This window comes from Kitasatospora sp. NPDC101447, from assembly GCF_044767225.1.
In the GTDB taxonomy this organism is placed as follows: Bacteria; Actinomycetota; Actinomycetes; order Streptomycetales; family Streptomycetaceae; genus Kitasatospora.
The window spans coordinates 391,829-408,279 of sequence record NZ_JBIWNL010000002.1; the positions used below are offsets into that span (position 1 = coordinate 391,829).

14 protein-coding genes are annotated in these 16,451 nt (G+C 73.2%); 10 read left to right on the forward strand and 4 right to left on the reverse strand.

The window, feature by feature from the left end:
* Window positions 1-252: 252 nt before the first annotated feature.
* The 4 genes from ACIRST_RS04175 to ACIRST_RS04190 all read left to right on the forward strand — a co-directional run bounded on the left by ACIRST_RS04175 (window position 253) and on the right by ACIRST_RS04190 (window position 5,275).
* A complete protein-coding gene (locus tag ACIRST_RS04175; protein WP_350524019.1) occupies window positions 253-2,388 on the forward strand; it encodes a SpoIIE family protein phosphatase in 2,136 nt (711 codons plus the stop codon).
* A gap of 290 nt (window positions 2,389-2,678) precedes the next feature.
* Window positions 2,679-3,194 (forward strand): hypothetical protein, encoded by a 516-nt coding sequence (locus ACIRST_RS04180; protein WP_350524020.1) that lies wholly within the window; start codon window positions 2,679-2,681, stop codon window positions 3,192-3,194.
* A gap of 40 nt (window positions 3,195-3,234) precedes the next feature.
* A complete protein-coding gene (locus ACIRST_RS04185; protein ID WP_402799887.1) occupies window positions 3,235-4,227 on the forward strand; it encodes a peptidase in 993 nt (330 codons plus the stop codon).
* A gap of 223 nt (window positions 4,228-4,450) precedes the next feature.
* On the forward strand, window positions 4,451-5,275 hold the full coding sequence (locus ACIRST_RS04190) for a hypothetical protein (protein WP_402799890.1): 825 nt from the start codon (window positions 4,451-4,453) through the stop codon (window positions 5,273-5,275).
* Between the two features lie 162 nt (window positions 5,276-5,437).
* Here the strand turns inward: ACIRST_RS04190 and ACIRST_RS04195 are convergent, their stop codons facing one another.
* Complete coding sequence (locus tag ACIRST_RS04195) at window positions 5,438-5,575, reverse strand: hypothetical protein (protein ID WP_350524023.1); 138 nt, start codon at window positions 5,573-5,575, stop codon at window positions 5,438-5,440.
* A gap of 36 nt (window positions 5,576-5,611) precedes the next feature.
* Here ACIRST_RS04195 and ACIRST_RS04200 point away from each other — a divergent pair, with 36 nt between their 5' ends.
* Window positions 5,612-7,186 (forward strand): HD domain-containing phosphohydrolase, encoded by a 1,575-nt coding sequence (locus tag ACIRST_RS04200; protein WP_402799893.1) that lies wholly within the window; start codon window positions 5,612-5,614, stop codon window positions 7,184-7,186.
* A 117-nt stretch (window positions 7,187-7,303) separates the two neighbouring features.
* On the forward strand, window positions 7,304-7,990 hold the full coding sequence (locus tag ACIRST_RS04205; RefSeq protein WP_350524025.1) for a class I SAM-dependent methyltransferase: 687 nt from the start codon (window positions 7,304-7,306) through the stop codon (window positions 7,988-7,990).
* Window positions 7,991-8,187: 197 nt separating this feature from the next.
* Here ACIRST_RS04205 and ACIRST_RS04210 read toward each other — a convergent pair whose 3' ends face one another.
* On the reverse strand, window positions 8,188-9,093 hold the full coding sequence (locus ACIRST_RS04210; protein ID WP_402799896.1) for a LysR substrate-binding domain-containing protein: 906 nt from the start codon (window positions 9,091-9,093) through the stop codon (window positions 8,188-8,190).
* A gap of 121 nt (window positions 9,094-9,214) precedes the next feature.
* Between ACIRST_RS04210 and ACIRST_RS04215 the strand changes: the two genes are divergently transcribed.
* The 4 genes from ACIRST_RS04215 to ACIRST_RS04230 are packed head-to-tail and all read left to right on the forward strand — an operon-like array spanning window position 9,215 to window position 13,610.
* Window positions 9,215-10,417, forward strand: coding sequence for a CaiB/BaiF CoA transferase family protein (locus ACIRST_RS04215; RefSeq protein WP_402799899.1), 1,203 nt, complete (start codon window positions 9,215-9,217; stop codon window positions 10,415-10,417).
* A complete protein-coding gene (locus ACIRST_RS04220; protein ID WP_402799901.1) occupies window positions 10,414-11,205 on the forward strand; it encodes an enoyl-CoA hydratase/isomerase family protein in 792 nt (263 codons plus the stop codon). The genes ACIRST_RS04215 and ACIRST_RS04220 overlap by 4 nt, the downstream gene beginning before the upstream one ends.
* Before the next feature lie 27 nt (window positions 11,206-11,232).
* Window positions 11,233-12,399, forward strand: coding sequence for an acyl-CoA dehydrogenase family protein (locus tag ACIRST_RS04225; protein WP_402799903.1), 1,167 nt, complete (start codon window positions 11,233-11,235; stop codon window positions 12,397-12,399).
* Between the two features lie 14 nt (window positions 12,400-12,413).
* Window positions 12,414-13,610, forward strand: a complete 1,197-nt coding sequence (locus ACIRST_RS04230) for an acyl-CoA dehydrogenase family protein (RefSeq protein ID WP_402799905.1) — start codon at window positions 12,414-12,416, stop codon at window positions 13,608-13,610.
* A gap of 109 nt (window positions 13,611-13,719) precedes the next feature.
* On the opposite strand, the gene ACIRST_RS04235 is transcribed toward ACIRST_RS04230, so the two are convergent.
* Both ACIRST_RS04235 and ACIRST_RS04240 read right to left on the reverse strand, forming a co-directional pair.
* Window positions 13,720-14,271, reverse strand: coding sequence for a flavin reductase family protein (locus tag ACIRST_RS04235; RefSeq protein ID WP_402799908.1), 552 nt, complete (start codon window positions 14,269-14,271; stop codon window positions 13,720-13,722).
* Window positions 14,268-16,451: a tetratricopeptide repeat protein gene (locus ACIRST_RS04240; protein ID WP_402799911.1), complete on the reverse strand. Its 2,184-nt coding sequence runs from the start codon at window positions 16,449-16,451 to the stop codon at window positions 14,268-14,270. Before ACIRST_RS04240 ends, ACIRST_RS04235 begins: the two co-directional genes overlap by 4 nt.

Genomic DNA, 16,451 nt, shown 5'->3' on the forward strand with positions numbered 1-16,451 from the left:
CCGCCCCCGTCCCGCGCCCCGCGTCGGCTACGGTCGCGTGGGCCGGTCCCACCGCTCACCTGCGTCGATGCCGAGCCGTCGCCCCCTGGATAGACTGACCAGGCGTTCCAGGAACGGACCCGGCGCCGGCGACGGAGCACCCGATGTGCCCCGTGGTCGCGCGTGCGCCACCCTCCGTGACCGCAGTGGCAGGGGGCGAGCCGGTCGCGGACGATCCGGCAGCGGGGCCATCGATCGGACGGGAGCCCTGCCATGGCGAACACGTCCAGGTCTCCGGGCGGCGACCACCCCGAGGCCGTCCGCCCCGTGTCCGCCCGCGCCCCGTCCTCGCCCTCGGCCCCCCGGGACGACACCGAGCCGACCGCGGCCAACGACCGGCTGGCGCTCAACGGCATGGGCAGCTTCGACTGGGACCTCGACAAGGGCACCTACCACCTCGACGACGTCGGCCTGGACGTGTTCGACCTGCGGGCCGACGAGTTCGACGGGGAGCCCGCGTCACTCTCCGCGAGGGTCCTGCCCACGGACAGCGAGCGGCTCGACGAGGCCGTGTCGCTCGCGCTGCGGGAGGGCCACCTGACCTTCGCGTCCTACTTCCGCCTGGTCTGCCGCGACGGGACGCTGCGCTGGGCCCACACCCAGGGGCGCATCCTGCGCGACGCGCAGGCGCGCCCGTACCGCATCGTCGGCATCGTCCGCAATGCCGAGGAGGAGCTGGCCCACGCCGAGGGGATGCGGACGCTCGCCGCCGACCGGCGCCGCCAGACCGACTCCGTACGCGCCACCACCGACGCCCTCGCCCGCGCCGTCACCGTCCACGACGTGACCAGCGTGCTGACCGACAGCGAAGGCCTGCGGCGCTTCGGGGCGGACGGGCTGGCCCTCGGGCTGGTGGACGGGGACGTCATGCGCGTCGTCGCCGCGACCGAGCAGCCGTCGGCGGAACTCAGGGCCCGGGACGACCTGTCGCTGACCCACCTGGGGGACGGCCTGCCCCTGTCCGAGGCCGTGCTCACCCGACGCGCGCGGTTCCTCGGCACCAGGGACGAACTCACCACCCGCTACCCCCGCCTGCTGCCCTACGCCGAGGAGATGGGGATCGAGGCGGCGGCCTTCCTGCCGTTGGCCGCCCAGGCCCGCTCCATCGGCGCGCTGGGCCTCTTCTACCGGGACAGGCACCAGTTCAGCACCGAGGACCGCAACATCTGCATCGCGCTCAGCAGCGCGGTCGCGCAGTCCCTGCAACGCGCCATGCTCTTCGACCAGGAGCGCGAGTTCGCGACCACGCTCCAGACCACCATGCTGCCGCGCCGCATCCCCGAGATCAACGGCGGTGAGGTGGCCGTCCGCTACCGGGCCGGCCGCAGCGGACGCGAGGTGGGCGGGGACTGGTACGACGTCATCCCCCTGCCGGGCCGGCGGGTGGGCCTGGTGGTCGGCGACGTGGAGGGGCACGACAGTCACGCGGCCGCCATCATGGGTCAGTTGAGGATCGCCCTGCGGGCCTACGCCACGGAGGGGCACACCCCCGCCACGGTCATGGCCCGCGCGTCCAGGTTCCTTGCCGATCTCGACACCGAGCGGTCCGCGACCTGCATCTACGTCGACGCCGACCTGGAGACCGGAACGCTGCGCCTGGTGCGGGCCGGCCACCTCGAACCACTCGTGCGGCACAGCGCCGGCCCGACCGGCCGGCCCGCCGTCCGCGGCGGCCTGCCGCTGGGCGTGGCCACGGTGTTCGGCCAGGACGGCTACCCGGAGACCCGTCTCGACCTCAACCCCGCGGACACCCTGCTGCTGTGCACCGACGGACTGGTCGAACACCCCGGCCGGGACATCACGGACGGCATCGAAGCCCTCGCCGACGCCCTGCGCGACGGCCCGCGGGACACCGAGGCGCTCGCCGACCACCTCTGCGGCGGCCATCCGAGCCGCCTCGGCAGCAGCGACGACGTGGCACTCCTGCTGCTGCACCGCGCAGCCGTACCCGGCGCCCACGCCACCCGGCAGATGACCCAGCACGTCCACCAGGCCGACCCGGAGGGGCTGGCGGAGACCCGGGCCATGCTCCGCCAGGCCCTGGCCGCGTGGGGTGCGACCGACCTGCTGTCCGACGTCGAACTCACCGCGGACGAACTGATCACCAACGCCCTGGTCCACACCGACGGCGGCGCACTGCTCACCATAGAACTGAGGGCCGGGACCGCCCCCTGCATCCGGCTGGAGATCCGGGACCGCTCCAGCGTCCTGCCGCGCCGCCGCGCCCCCGGCGAGACCGCCACCTCCGGCCGCGGCCTGCTGCTGGTGGACGCCCTCACCGGGAGCTGGGGCGTGGAGCCGCTCGGCAGCGGCAAGAACGTCTGGTGCGAGTTCCCGCTGGCGGCTTGACCCTCCGACAGCAGCAGCCGCCGGTACGGCCGATCAGGGGGTCCTCTCGTGACCCGTGTGCGGGTTCACCGTCGGACGTGCCGTCAGACGGCTTGAGTGTGCCGTCAGGCGGTCTGGGGTTGCCGGCGAGGCGAGCCGGGCTTCTCTCCGGCTGAGATATCGCCATTCGTGTGGCGCAACGCGGCGCGCGTCGGCTTGTGTGAACAGGTCGCGCCGGATTGTCTGGGTCGCGTCAATCGGCATGTCCGCCGTCAGCCAGAACGTCCTCTGGCGGGATTCCAGGAGCCATCATGCGTACACGAAGCCTGTCCGTCGCGGTCGCAGCCGCCGTTCTCGCCCTGGTCCAGCCGGGCATCGCCACCGCGGACAGCGACCCCAGCACCACGGTCACGTTCACCGTCACGACCGGCGCACTGACGATGTCGGTACCGGCCAGCGCCACCCTCGGCTCGGGAGCGCCCGGCACCACGATCAGCGCACCGATCGGCCCCTGTACCGTCACCGACGACCGCGCGCTCCTCTCGGCCTCCTGGACGGTGACCGCGGCGGAGACGGACTTCGTGAACGGATCGTCGACCATTCCCGCCGCCGATGCCACCTACACGGTCGGGACGGTGACGACGACCGGAACCATCACCGCCACCCCGGTGAACGTGACGCTGAGCAACTCCGCGCAGACGGTGCTCATCGGGAGCGCCGGTGTCGGAGACAACACCGCGAGCTGGAACCCGACAATCGCCGTGAACGTGCCCGCCAGCGCGGTCGGCGGAACCTACACCGGAACGCTGACCCAGTCCGTTGCCTGACGGAACGAAGGGTGTGCGCCTGTTCTGGGTTGTCCTACTGATGCTGGCCTTCGTACAGGCCACCGGGGTGATGCCGGCGGCGGGGCAGGCACCCGGGGCACCCTCCCCCCGGGACCCGGCTGCGGGCAGGAGCATCGCCATCAAGCTGCTCGACGCTCCGGAGAACCGCCGTGCCGATCCCAGAGCGCACGCCTACATCGTCGACCATCTCGCACCCGGCTCGACCATCGAACGGCGGGTGGAGATCACCAACGAGTCGTCCACACCGATGCACGTCGACGTCTACGCCGCGGCAGCCACCATCACGAAGGGTGAGTTCACCTTCGCGCCGGAGCGCACCCCCGACGAGCTGACCGGCTGGACGTCATTCGATGCGACGGACCTTGAGCTGGCACCCTCCGAAACGGCGCGGGTGCGCACCACCATCCGCGTGCCCGGGGACGCCGTCGCCGGGGAGCGATACGGCGTCATCTGGGCGCAAACGAGCGCCCCCGCGGATCGCTCGCACCCTCTGACGGTGCTGGGCCGGGTGGGCGTCCGCATGTACGTCGACGTCGGTCGCGGTGACGAGCCACCCTCGGACTTCACGATCGAACGGCTCTACCCGGCCCGAGCCGGCGACGGGCGAGGAGAGGTTCGCGCCCGGATCCACAACACGGGGGGTCGCGCCCTGGACATCGGCGGGACACTGTCCCTCCTCTCCGGGCCGGCCGGACAGCACGCCGGACCGTTCTCGACCGCCAGGACGGGCGCCACACTGGCTCCGGGCGACCGCGGGGAGGTGGTCGTCCCAGTGGACGCAACGCTGCCGAACGGCCCGTGGACCGGGGAACTCACGCTCGGAAGCGGCCTGGTCCAGCACAACGCCCGCGCCACCCTCACCTTCCCGTCGACTCCCGGCAGCGTCGGAGCGGACGCCGCGTCGGTCGCCCTGCAGGGGGACTTCCCCACCTCGGTGATCGCCTGGCTTTCAGCCCTCGCCCTCGCCGCTCTCTGCCTGCTGCTCTCCAGGTTCCTCCGGCGCCGTCGATGACGACTCCGACCATGACCCGCCCCTGCAGCCGGCTGATCTGCTCCGTGAGCGACGTATGACGGTCCTCGTCGAGCGCGTCAGCGCTCCTTCTGCGCCGGCGCCGTCCTCGCCGGCGCGCCGACGCCGGCACACCTCTCGTCCGCCCCCGGCCGCGCGGATGCCGTGAGTAATGGCCAAGTCACCATGAGTATCCACAGCTTGTTCCCGACGGTTGGAAGCGGAGATGTCGGTGTTCGGACACGGGAGAGGGCGGGCCGGAGCAAGCCGCGGCACGGGAGGTACGGGCGGCATGTTCCGATCCTGGCTGAGGATGCGGGCCCGGAGGGCGGGGGCGGTCACGCTGACCGGGCTGGCCGTCCTGGCGATCGTCCTGGCCACAGCCTGGACGACGGTTCAACCCACCTACGTCGCCCAGGTCGGCGACGCGACGACGCCGGTGGTCGAGCCTTTCACCGCCATCGGCCTCACCAAGCCCGGTGGCACCACCACGGGCCCCGGCGGCACTGTCAGAGCCGGCAGTGTCGGCACTACCGGCCTCACGTTCACGGTCGTCCCGGTCAGCCTGACCATCGCCAAGAGTCACACGGACCCCTTCATCCAGGGCGAGGACGGCGTCTACACCATCACGGTGGGTAACCTCGCGACGGCCAGCCCGACCAATGGCACCACGGTCACCGTCCACGACCGCCTCCCCGAAGGTCTTCGGGCCGAGAGGATCACCGGCGCGGGATGGACCTGCATTCCGGCCACCCTCACCTGTACGCGCAGCGACATCCTGCCTGCCGGTGACAGCTACCCGCCCATCACCCTGACCGTCGACGTCTCCTGCCACGCCCGTGAGCGGGTCACCAACATCGCTACCGTCACCGGAGGAGGTGACAGCACCACCCACACCGCCACCGACCCCACCACGATCAAGCGCCACGGGCATGACGACGACGGGCATGGCGGCCACGACGGGCACGGCGACCAGGACGGGCATGACGACGACGGGCATGACGGCCACGACGGGCATCATGACCACTGCGACGACCACGACCACTGGTAGCACTCGGCCCGCGTGGACGTAGCGGGAGGTGGTGGAGGTCCGCCGTCTCGCGGGGGACCTCCACCACCTGCCGACCTGACGATCAGTCAAGTCAACTGCGATCGTGTGCCCGTGTCGTCTCGACGGCCGATGAACGGTGCCGGGCCGCAGCCGAGTCCACCGTCACAGGTTCGGCTCGCCGTGCAGGCCGCCGATCCGGGTGACGCAGCAGTTCGAGCTCCGGCCGGTGGCGGCGAGGGCCGGCTGGGCGGAGGTGCCGTCGTGGTGGACGTGGAAGCCGTGGCTGGACCCGGACGCCACGCCGCGGCCCGCTCGACGGCGGCGTAGGGTCGTGGTGTGAGCGGTAGCGACGCCGGTCCGCGGTTGCGGCTGGCCGAGCTGGTCGCCGCGCTGTCGTTGGGCGTCGACCTCGGCTTCGGCCAGCCGATGGAGCACGTGCTGCGCCAGTGCCTGATCGCCCTGCGCCTGGCCGAGCGGATCGGCCTGGACGACGAGGAGCGGGTCGCCGTCTACTACACGGCACTCTTGGTGAACGTGGGTTGCCACTCGGACGCCCACGAGCAGGCGAAGTGGTTCGGTGACGACATCGCGTTGAAGGCCGGCAAGTACCGCTACGAGCAGCGCAGCCTGGCCGGTGCCGTCGCGGCGGTGCGGCTGGTCGGGTCGGGCAACCCGCCGCTGCACCGGTTGCGGGTCGGGCTGGAGTTCGCCCTGGGCGGTTTCCACGAGGTGGACCGGATGATCAGCGGCCATGCCGCCCTGGCCACCTCGCTGGCCGGGCGACTCGGACTGCCGGACTCCGTCCGGCGCGCGGTGGCCGCCTCCTACGAGCAGTGGGACGGACGCGGATGGCCCGGGGAGGTCAAGGGCGAAGCCGTACCGATCGCGTCGCGCCTGGCGCAGCTGGCCGAGTTCACCGAGGTCGCGCACCGCGTGGGCGGCACTGCGGCCGCTACGGCGCTGGCCGAACGGCGCGCCGGGTCCCAGTTCGACCCCCGTCTCGCTGCCGTGCTGTGCCGGGACGCCGAGACGGTGCTCGGCGAGCTGGACGCCGTGCACACCTGGGAGGCGGTGATCGCCGCCGAACCGGCGCTGGGGGTGTGGCTGGGCGGAGAGCAGTTCGAGCAGGCGCTGCTGGCCGTCGCGGACTTCGTCGACCTGAAGTCGCCCTACACCCTGGGACATGCGCGGGCCGTGGCCGAGCTGGCGGACGCGGCCGCCGCCGGTCTGGGCCTGACCGTGGAGCAGCGGGCCCGACTCCACCGGGCCGCCCTGCTCCACGGCCTGGGACGCCTGGGCGTGTCGAACGCGATCTGGGACAAGCCCGGGCCGCTCGGCACGGGCGAGTGGGAACGGGTACGCCTGCAGCCCTACCTGACGGAGCGCATGCTCTGTCAGTCGCCGACGCTGGCACCGCTCGGGGCGATCGCCGTGCAACACCGGGAGCGGCTCGACGGCTCCGGCTATCCGCGCGGACTCACGGCGCCCGCCATCTCCCGGCAGGCGCGGATCCTCGGCACGGCGGACGCCTACCGCTCCATGATCGAGCCACGGCCGCACCGGGACGCGCTGACCGCACCGCAGGCCGCCGCCGAGCTGCGCGCCGAGGCCGCGGCCGGCCGACTCGACGCGGAGGCCGTCGCGGCGGTGCTCGCCGCGGCGGGGCATCGCGTTCCCCGTCGAACCGCTGGACCCGCCGGTCTGACCGGCCGCGAGGTCGACGTGCTGCGGCTGCTGGCCCGCGGCCTGTCCAACAAGGAGATCGCGAGCCGCCTGGTCATCTCCCCGAAGACCGCCCGCAACCACGTCGAGCACATCTACGCCAAGATCGACACCTCCAGTCGCGCCGGCGCCTGCCTCTTCGCCCTGGAGCACGGCCTGCTGCCGCAGGCCGAGCCGGCCACCGCGTGAGGACGCCGCGAAAGACGCGAAAGATGGGGCAACCGCCCCACGCGATACCCGCCCCCGGTCCGTAGCGTCGAAGGTGTACCGGGAGGGTGAGCCCGGTGGTGAGGAATCGAGGCAGCCATGAGCATCCACACGGCGTTCTTCGCACTGGTCTACGACCGTGCCATGGCCCGGGCCGAGGAGGCGGGGCTGCGCGAGCGGCGGCGCCGGCTGATCGCCCGAGCAACCGGTGAAGTCCTGGAGATCGGTGCCGGGACCGGCGCCAACCTCGAACTGTACGGCCCCGACGTAGTCTCCCTGACCGCTACCGAGCCCGAAGCCGCGATGCTCCGCCGGCTCGAACGGCACGTCCGGGAAGCGGCACCGCACACCACCGTGCTCCGTGCCCCGGCCGAGGACCTCCCCTTCGAGGACGACAGCTTCGACACCGTCGTCTCCACCCTGGTCCTGTGCGGCGTCGCCGACCAGCCGCGCGCCCTGCGCCAGATCGGCCGAGTACTGCGCCCTGGCGGACAGCTGCTCTTCCTCGAACACGTACGCTCCCGGGACCCGCAGCTCGCCCGTACCCAGGACCGCTTCAACTGGTTCAACCGCCTGCTGGTCTGCTGTGAATGCAACCGCCCGACCCTCGATTCGATCGAGGCTGCCGGCTTCGAAGTCGGGTCCGTCGAGCACGGCGAACTGCCCAAGGCGCCTCCGTTCGCCCGCCCGCTCATCCTCGGCACCGCGCGGCGGCCGCAGAAGGTCGACGCCCCGAGCCCGCACCCGCACGGAACCACCAGGACCCGAACCCGTGAGGCGCCCTGACTTCCGGAGGCAGACCGCGCAGTGGATGACCCGGTTCGCGAGCGGCGGCCGACTCGGGCGCACCGCCTTCAAGGGCGCCCCGGGCACCGTCTTCAAGGGTGCCCCGGGCACCGTCGACGCGGTGCCGGCCGTGCGGGACCGGGTGTTCGCCCGGGGCCGCGAGGACTGGTCACCCGTCGGGGAGGGGCCCGCCCGCCTCAGTCCGCCGCCGGCTCCAGGGCGGCGAGGATCTCCAGCAGCCGGTGCACGGCGGCGTCCGGGCCGTCCGGGCGGTGGACGGCCGCGATCGTGCTCTCCAGGTAGGGCGAGCCGCCGAGCAGCGGGCGGTGGACCACCCCGGGGACGCCCAGCGAGCGCACCTGCTCGGGGACGAGCGCCAGGCAGAGGCCGGCGGCGACGAAGCCGAGCAGCCCCGGCAGGTCGTCCGCCTGGCCCAGCGGGCGCGGGGTGAATCCGGCCCGGGCGCAGGCGAGCGCCACCTGCTCGGCGAGCCCGGGCAGGGCGCCCGGCCTGGGGAGCGCGAACGCCTCCGCGGCGAGGTCGCGCAGGTCCAGCGACGGCGCGGCGGCGCGCGGGTGCTGCTCGGGCAGCGCGGCGACCAGCCGTTCCGTGCCGAGCCGCCGCACGGTCAGGCCCTCGGTGCCGGCGACCGGGAGACGGACCAGCGCCAGGTCGAGCGCCCCGGCCTGCAGCATCCCGACCAGCTCGGTGGACGGGTGCGCGCTCAGGTGCAGCCGCAGGCCCGGCAGTTCGGTGTGGCTGCGGCGCAGCAGGCGCGGCACCAGCTGGTAGCCCAGGCTGCTGATGAACCCCAGCCGCAGCTCGCCCTCCTGACCGGCCGCGATCCGCCGGACCCGCTCGACGGCGGCCGCCTGGGCGTCCAGCAGCCGCCGGGCGTCCTCGGCGAACGCGCGGCCGGCCGGGGTGAGCCGGACGCCGCGCGACCCCCGGTCGAACAGGACCACCTTGAGGCCGCGCTCCAGCCGCTGGATGGCCTGGCTGAGCGGCGGCTGGCTCATCGAGAGCCGCTCGGCGGCCCGGCCGAAGTGCTGCTCCTCGGCCAGCACCACGAACTGCTGGAGGATGCGCTGGGTCAGTTCCATATCGTCCAGCATATGGAAGACGGCCGTAAGAAGTATTGGACGGTATGGGACGTCCGGGATTTGACTGATGGTCACCGGATCGGCGAGCCACGTCGATCCCGATGGCGATCGGAGATGTGCCATGTCGGCAGAACCACAACAGGCCGGTGCGACCGGGCCGTTGGACGGCGTGCGGGTGGTCGAGCTGGCCAGTGTGATCATGGCGCCGTACGCGGCGCGGCAGCTCGGGGACCTCGGCGCGGACGTGATCAAGGTCGAGCCGCCCGGCGGTGACATGACCCGCCACTACCCGCCGACCCGCAACCCGGGCATGGGCGTGCTGGCGCTCAACCTCAACCGCAACAAGCGCAGCGTCGCGATCGACCTCAAGGCCCCGGGCGGCCGCGACGCGCTGCTCGCACTGATCGCGACCGCGGACGTGTTCATCACCAACATCCGCCCGCAGGCCCTGCACCGCCTCGGCCTGGGCTATGCCGAGCTGGCCGCCGTCAACCCCGGCCTGGTCTACCTGAACGCCCAGGGGTTCCGCAGCGACTCCGAGCTCGGCACCCGGCCGGCCTACGACGACATCGTGCAGGCCGCCTCCGGCCTGGTCTGGCTGAACGAACAGGTCAGCGGCGTGCCGTACTTCGTCCCCACGGTGCTCGCCGACAAGATCTGCGGACTGGTGATCACGCAGTCGGTGCTGGCCGCGCTCCACCACCGCGACCGCACCGGCCGGGGCCAGCACGTCGAGGTGCCGATGGCCGACACCATGCTGGCCTTCAACCTGGTCGAGCACCTGGCGGCGGCCACCCTCGACCCGCCCGAGGGCCCGATCGGCTACGCGCGGGCGCTCAGCCCCGTCCGCCGGGCGGCCCGCACGGCGGACGGCTGGATGTGCATCCTGCCCTACAGCGACCGCAACTGGCGCGACTTCTTCACCTTCGTCGGCCGCCCCGACCTGGCCGACGACCCGCGCTTCGGCACGCTGCCCGACCGCGCCCGCAGCGCCGACGAACTCTACGCGCTGATGGACGAGTTCGCCGGCCGGCACACGACCGCCGAGTGGCGCGCCTTCTGTGACGCGGCGAGCATCCCGGCCGCCCCGGTGCTGAGCCTGGACGAGGCGGCGGCGAGCGCCTACGCCACCGAGGGCGGCCTGCTCAGGACGGTCGAGCACCCCACCGAGGGCCGCTATCGCCTGATCGGCGAACCGGTCCGGTTCGGCGCCACCCCGGCCGGCCTGCGGCGGCACTGCCCGCGGATCGGCGAGCACACCGAGCAGGTCCTCGCCGAGATCGGCCACCACCCCACCACCCGAACCCCGTTGGAGACCCGATGAGCGAGCAGGAACCCCTGCGCGTCGAACACCGGCCGAACGGTGTCGCCGTGCTCACCTTCGACCACCCCGACAAGCGCAATCCGATGACCGCCCGGCTCACCGAGCAGTGGCAGCATGCGATGCGGTCACTGCACGCCGACCCCGGGCTCCGGGCCGTCGTGGTCACCGGCGCCGGCCCCGCGTTCTGCTCCGGAGCCGACCTCGGCGACCTCGCCGACGGGCACGGCCAGGACCTGACCACCGCCCGGGCACGGCTGACCGCCTTCTACCGGAGCTGGCTGGCCGTCCGCGAGCTGCCCGTCCCCACCATCGCGGCCGTCAACGGCCATGCGGTGGGCGCCGGACTGGCCCTGGCACTGGCCTGCGACCTGCGCTACGCCGCCACGGAGGCGAAGCTCGGCGCACCGTTCGTCCGGCTCGGCCTGCACCCCGGCATGGCCACCACCGCGCTGCTCGCCGAAGCCGTCGGCCTGCCGCGGGCTCGCGAACTGCTGCTGACCGGACGGCTGTTGAGCGGAGCCGAGGCCGCCGCGATCGGCCTGGTGCAGCAGGCGCTGCCGGCCCGCCAGGTGCTGCGCACCGCGCTGGAGACCGCCGACGAGATCGCCGCCGCCGCACCGCTGGCCGTCCGGCTGACCAGGAGCGGCCTGGCCCAGGGCCCGCTCACCGTCGAGCAGGCGCTGGCCTGGGAGGCGCTCGCCCAGCCGGTGACGCTCACCACCGACGACTTCCGCGAGGGCGTCCAGGCCCGCCGGGACCACCGCCCGCCGCACTTCACCGGCGCCTGACCCGCCCCGCCACAAGGAGCAGCCGATATGACCAGTCATCACTCGTCCGTTCAACTCCCCGACAAAGCAGCCGAATTGCGCACGGAGGTGCGCGACTTCCTGAACACCGAACGGGCCGCCGGCACCATCACGGGCCGACCCGACTCCTGGCTGACCGGCTGGGACCCGGCCTTCAGCCGCCGACTGGCCGAGCGCGGCTGGGTCGGCATGGCACTGCCGCGCGACTACGGCGGCAGCGGCCGCGGCAACCTCGAACGCTACGTCGTCATCGAGGAGTTGCTGGCGGCCGGCGCCCCGGTCTCGGCCCACTGGGTCGCCGACCGGCAGGCCGGGCCGTCCATCCTGCGCCACGGCACCGAGGAGCAGCGGCGCCGCTTCCTGCCCCGGATCGCCGCCGGACAGTGCTTCTTCTCCATCGGCATGAGCGAGCAGGACAGCGGCTCGGACCTCGCCTCGGTGCGTACCCGGGCCGAACGGACCGGTGACGGCTGGCGGTTGACCGGCACCAAGATGTGGACCGGCGGCGCGCACGTCAACGACTACGCGATCGTGCTCGCCCGCACCGGGGAGGCCACCGGCGAATCCGCCGACCGGCACGCCGGGCTGAGCCAGTTCATCGTCGACCTTCGCGACCCGCGCATCCGGGTCGAGCCGATCCGGCTGCTCAGCGGAGAGCACACCTTCAACCACGTCCACCTGGACGGCGTCGAGCTCGCCGACGACGCGCTGCTCGGCAGGCCCGGTGACGGCTGGCGGCAGGTCACCGGAGAGCTGGCCCTGGAGCGCAGCGGGCCCGAGCGGTTCCTGTCCACGCTGCCGCTGCTGCTCGCCCTGGTCGGCGAGCTGCGGCAGACCGCGTGCACGCCGGAGCAGCACGCCCGGGTCGGCCGGCTCACCGCGCGGCTGGCCTCGATCCGGCAGCTGTCGCTGGGCGTGGCCGCCGCGCTGGAGGCGGGCCACCCGGCCGACGTGCAGGCCGCGCTGGTCAAGGACCTCGGCACTCGGTTCGAGGGCGAACTCGTCAACGAGGCCCGCGAGATCCTGCCGGTCGCCGCCCGGTTCGACGCCACCCGCGGCAGCTACCCCGAACTGCTCGCCACCGCGATCCTGCACTCACCGGGCTACACCCTGCGCGGCGGCACCAACGAGATCCTGCGCGGAATCATCACCCGAGGCCTGGAGGCGTCGCGATGACCAACAAAAAGCCGATGACCAACGAAAAGCCGATGAGCAGCGAGATCCCGACGGGCAGCGAGAGCCCGGTGAGCAGCGGGAACCTGATGGGCGGTGACGGCCTGGCGGGCACCGGAGCCCCGGCGGGCACCCGGACCCCGGCGCGCACGGATCCCGTCAGCACCGAGCAGTCGGTCGAACGCGCCCGCGCCGTACTGGCCGGCACCGGCGAGTGGCCCGCCGAGTCCGCCCGGGCGGTGTGGTACGGGCTGCGCGCCGCCGGCGCCCTGCCGCCGCCCGACGCGGACCCGGCCGTCCTGGTGGCGCTGGCCCGCGAGGCCGGCTACCGCAGCACCCCGGGGCCGCTCGCCGAGACCCTGCTGGTCGCCCGCCCGCTGCTGGCCGCGGCCGGGCTCACCGCACCGGACGGGCCGCTCGCGGTCACCGCCGGCCCGCTGGACGTGCGGTTCGCGAACGTGGACACCGCCGGCCGGGTCGGCCCCCTGGGCGCGGGCGGGACCGACGACGCCCTGCGGGTCAGCGGCACGCTGCGCCGGGTGGCGTGGGCCGGGGCGGCCGACGCCGTGGTGGTACTGACCGTGGGGCCATCCACCGGGCCCGTCCTGCTGCTCCTCGACGCCGTCGACCTGCTGCGGGTCGAGGGCACCAACCTGGCGGGCGAGCCGCGGGACGACCTGGTGCTGATCGACGTGGCCGTTCCCGCCGAGCGGGTGCGCCGGATCCCGGCCGCGCTGGCCCGTCAGGCGCAGTGGCGCTCCGGGCTGGCCCGGGCCGCCCTGATCGCCGGCGCGGCCCGCCGCTGCGTCGACCTGACCATCGCCCACACCGGCTCCCGCGTGCAGTTCGGCCGCCCGCTGAGCCACTTCCAGGCGGTCAAGCAGGAGGAGGCCCGGCTGATCGAGGAGACGGCCCTGGTCGGCGCGGCCGTCGAGGCGGCGGCCGCCGCCCTGGCCGATCCGGACTCCGCCGAGTTCGCCGCCTGGGTCGCCGCCGCGCAGGCCTGCGCCTCGGTCGCCGAGATCACCCGGATCGCCCACCAGTTGCACGGCGCGATCGGCTTCACCGAACTCAGCCGGCTCCACCTGTCCACCACCCGGCTGTGGTCGTGGCGCGACGAGGACGGCACCGAGCAGGCCTGGGCCCGCCGGATCGGCCGCCGGGTGGTCGAGGACGGCAGCGATCGGCTCTGGCCGCTGGTGACCGGCGCCTGAGCGGCGAGCAGCGCCGCGGGGGCGAGCCGGGCCGCAACGGTGAGCTGACGGGAGGTCAGCCAGTCGGCCGCCGGATCCGCCTCGCTCCGTCCTCGGGCGAGCAACCGGATCACGCTGGTTCTGATCCGACGGCCAGACACTGGTAGTGGCTTCCGAAGTGCACCAGGGGGTCGGCGGCGCCGTTCCGGTCACACCACAGGGGCTGCCCCAGCACGAGCAGGTGGTCGGCGGCGGCGACGGTGCGCTCGACTCGGCACACCAGGGCCGCCATCGCCTCGTCGATCACCGGGACGTCCCGGACCAGCCGGTGGCCGATCCCGGCGAACCGCTGTTCGGCCGGTGCGGTGGCGAACCGGTCGGCCAGGTCCTGGTGATGGCGGCCGAGCAGGTTGATGCCGAAGGCGCCCTGGCCGGTGATCGCGGCCAGGGTGCGGCTGCTCCGGCGCAGCGACACCAGTACGAGCGGCGGGCTGAGCGAGACCGAGGTGAAGGAGCTGGCCGTGCAGCCGGTCGGCCGGCCCTGGGGCGTGGCGGTGACCAGGGCGACCCCCGTGGCCCAGCGGCGCATGACGCTCCGCAGGGCCGGTCCGGTGACGGCCGGGGTCTCCGGCCGGGGCGGCACCGGACCGGTCACGGTGCCGGGGTCCGGCCCGGCCGTCACGACACCCTCACCGGATCCGCGACCGCGTCCGCCGAGCTTGCGGCCGACTCGGCCGCCGCCAGGTCGGCCTGATGTGCCGTCGGATCGCCCAGTGCGAGCTGGCATTCGGCGCGCTGTCGCAGCAGGTCGGCTCGGTCGGCGCCGGGCAGCAGCAGTGCGGCGGTGTAGTCCTGGCGGGCCGACTCCCAGTCACCGGCGCTCTGGTGGACGTAACCACGGTTGTAGAGCAGGTCCGGATTGTCGGCCTCGATCGCCAGCGCCCGGGTGAGGTCCGCGACCGCGGTGCCGTGGTCGCCCGTCTCCAGGGTCAGGGTCGCGCGGTTGGCCAGCGCGCTCACCAGGTCCGGCTCGGCGGTCAGCGCCAGGTCGAAGTCGCGCAGCGCCGCCCGGTCGTCGCCCGCGTCCAGCGCCAGTAGCCCCCGGGCGGACAACAGGCGGGCGTCGCCCGGGTGGTGGCGCAGCCCCTCCTCGACCTGGGTCAGCGATCCCGCCGCATCGCCCTGCTCCCGCAGCAGGCTGGCGAGGTTGATCCGGGCGTCCAACTCGTCGGGTTCCAGATCGAGTACGTACGTCAGGTCCGCGATCGCGCCTGCCAGGTCGCCCAGTTCCAGGCGCAGGTCGGCCCGGTTGTAGTGCATCTCCCAGAACGGCGCGGCGAAGGTGATCGACTCACTGTAGTCGGCCAACGCGCCGGGCAGGTCGCCCATCCGGCGCCGCAGGTCGGCCCGGTCGAAGTAGTAGTCCGGGTAGTTGGGATCCAGCTCGATGACGGTGTCGATGTCGGCCAGCGCCTCCTCCAGGCGGCCGAGCGCCGTGTACACCCGGCCCCGGTTGTGCACCAGCACGGAGCGGTGCAAGCGGTGTTTCTCGGCGGGGAGTTCGCGGTCGATGTCGGCCAGACCGGTGCTGACCAGGCGCAGCGCCTCGGTCGGGTTGCCGAGCTGGAGCTCCACCAGGGCCAGGCCGTTGCGGTTGAAGACCGACTGGAAGACGCGCTGGTCGTGGTCCGGCAGGAGGGAGGCCATCGCGAGCACGTTGTGCAGGTGGGCCTTGGCCAGCTGGTGGTCCTTGTGCTCGGCCGGGTGGTAGCGCGTGTAGAGCATGGCGAGGGCGTAGCCGGAGAAGATGTGCAGCATCGGCTGCTGGAACATGGCGCGCAGCTCGATGTAGCGCCGTTCGGCCTCCTCCGGCCGGCCGAGGATCGCCAGTGCGGTGGTGACCTTGGTGGCCAGCATCCAGTACTTCCGGGGCTCCTCGGCCGGGTCCACCAGGGCCGTGCCACGTCCGGCCACGTCGAGCAGCGCGTGGTAGAAGCCCATCGAGACCAGGTACTCGGCGGCTTCGAAGAACGCGTCGGCGGCCGCTTCCCGGTCGCTGCCGTGCTCCAGGTGATAGGGGATCGCCCCGAGAGACAGGCTCCAGTCTCCGCGGCGGCGCAGCTCGGCCGCCCGCTGGTCGTGCAGTCGGGCCCGCTCGCCGGCGTCGAGGCGGTGATAGGCGGCTTCTTCGGCGGGGTCGTGGGAGGTGCCGTCGGACTCGACGTGCGCCTGGGCCGGCTTGTGATGATCCGTCAGATCCGTGTGCTCGTCCGGGTGTTGGGCGTCCGTGTGGGCGGCATAGGCGGCACAGGCGGCACAGGCGGCACGGGTGGCACGGGTGGCGAGGGCCGTGGTGAGTTCGGGGATCAGGTCGGCGCCGCCGGTGTGCACGGTGACCATCAGCAGGTCCGGCAGGGCCCGGCGCAGCAGGATGGCGAGGAACTCCTGGTCGGTGTGATCGGCTTCGTCGACCCGGTCGAAGCGCAGGGCCAGCGCGCGGCCGAGCTCGCGGGCGTGGCCGTGCAGGAACTCGACGATGCCGTGGGCGAGACGGCGGGTGCGCTTCGCCGGGTAGAGGCGGGTGCGCTCGTTGGGCACGGCCAGCGAGGTGAGGGTCTGCGGTCCGGCGCCGATCAGGTCCTTGAGCTCCGGAGCGGCGGACAGGATTTCGACGGCGTGGCGCGCCACGAGCTCCGGGCGGGCCCGGTGCGCATCCGGCACCAGTGAGCGCAGCAGTGTGCCCAGACCGGTGTACGGTCCGCGCAGCCGCCGGTGGCAGTCGGCTCGGGCGTCGTACCGGTCGTCGTACCGGTCGTCGTGCGCGGTGCCTTCGGGCTGGAGGCGCCAGGTGTGGGAGGTCAC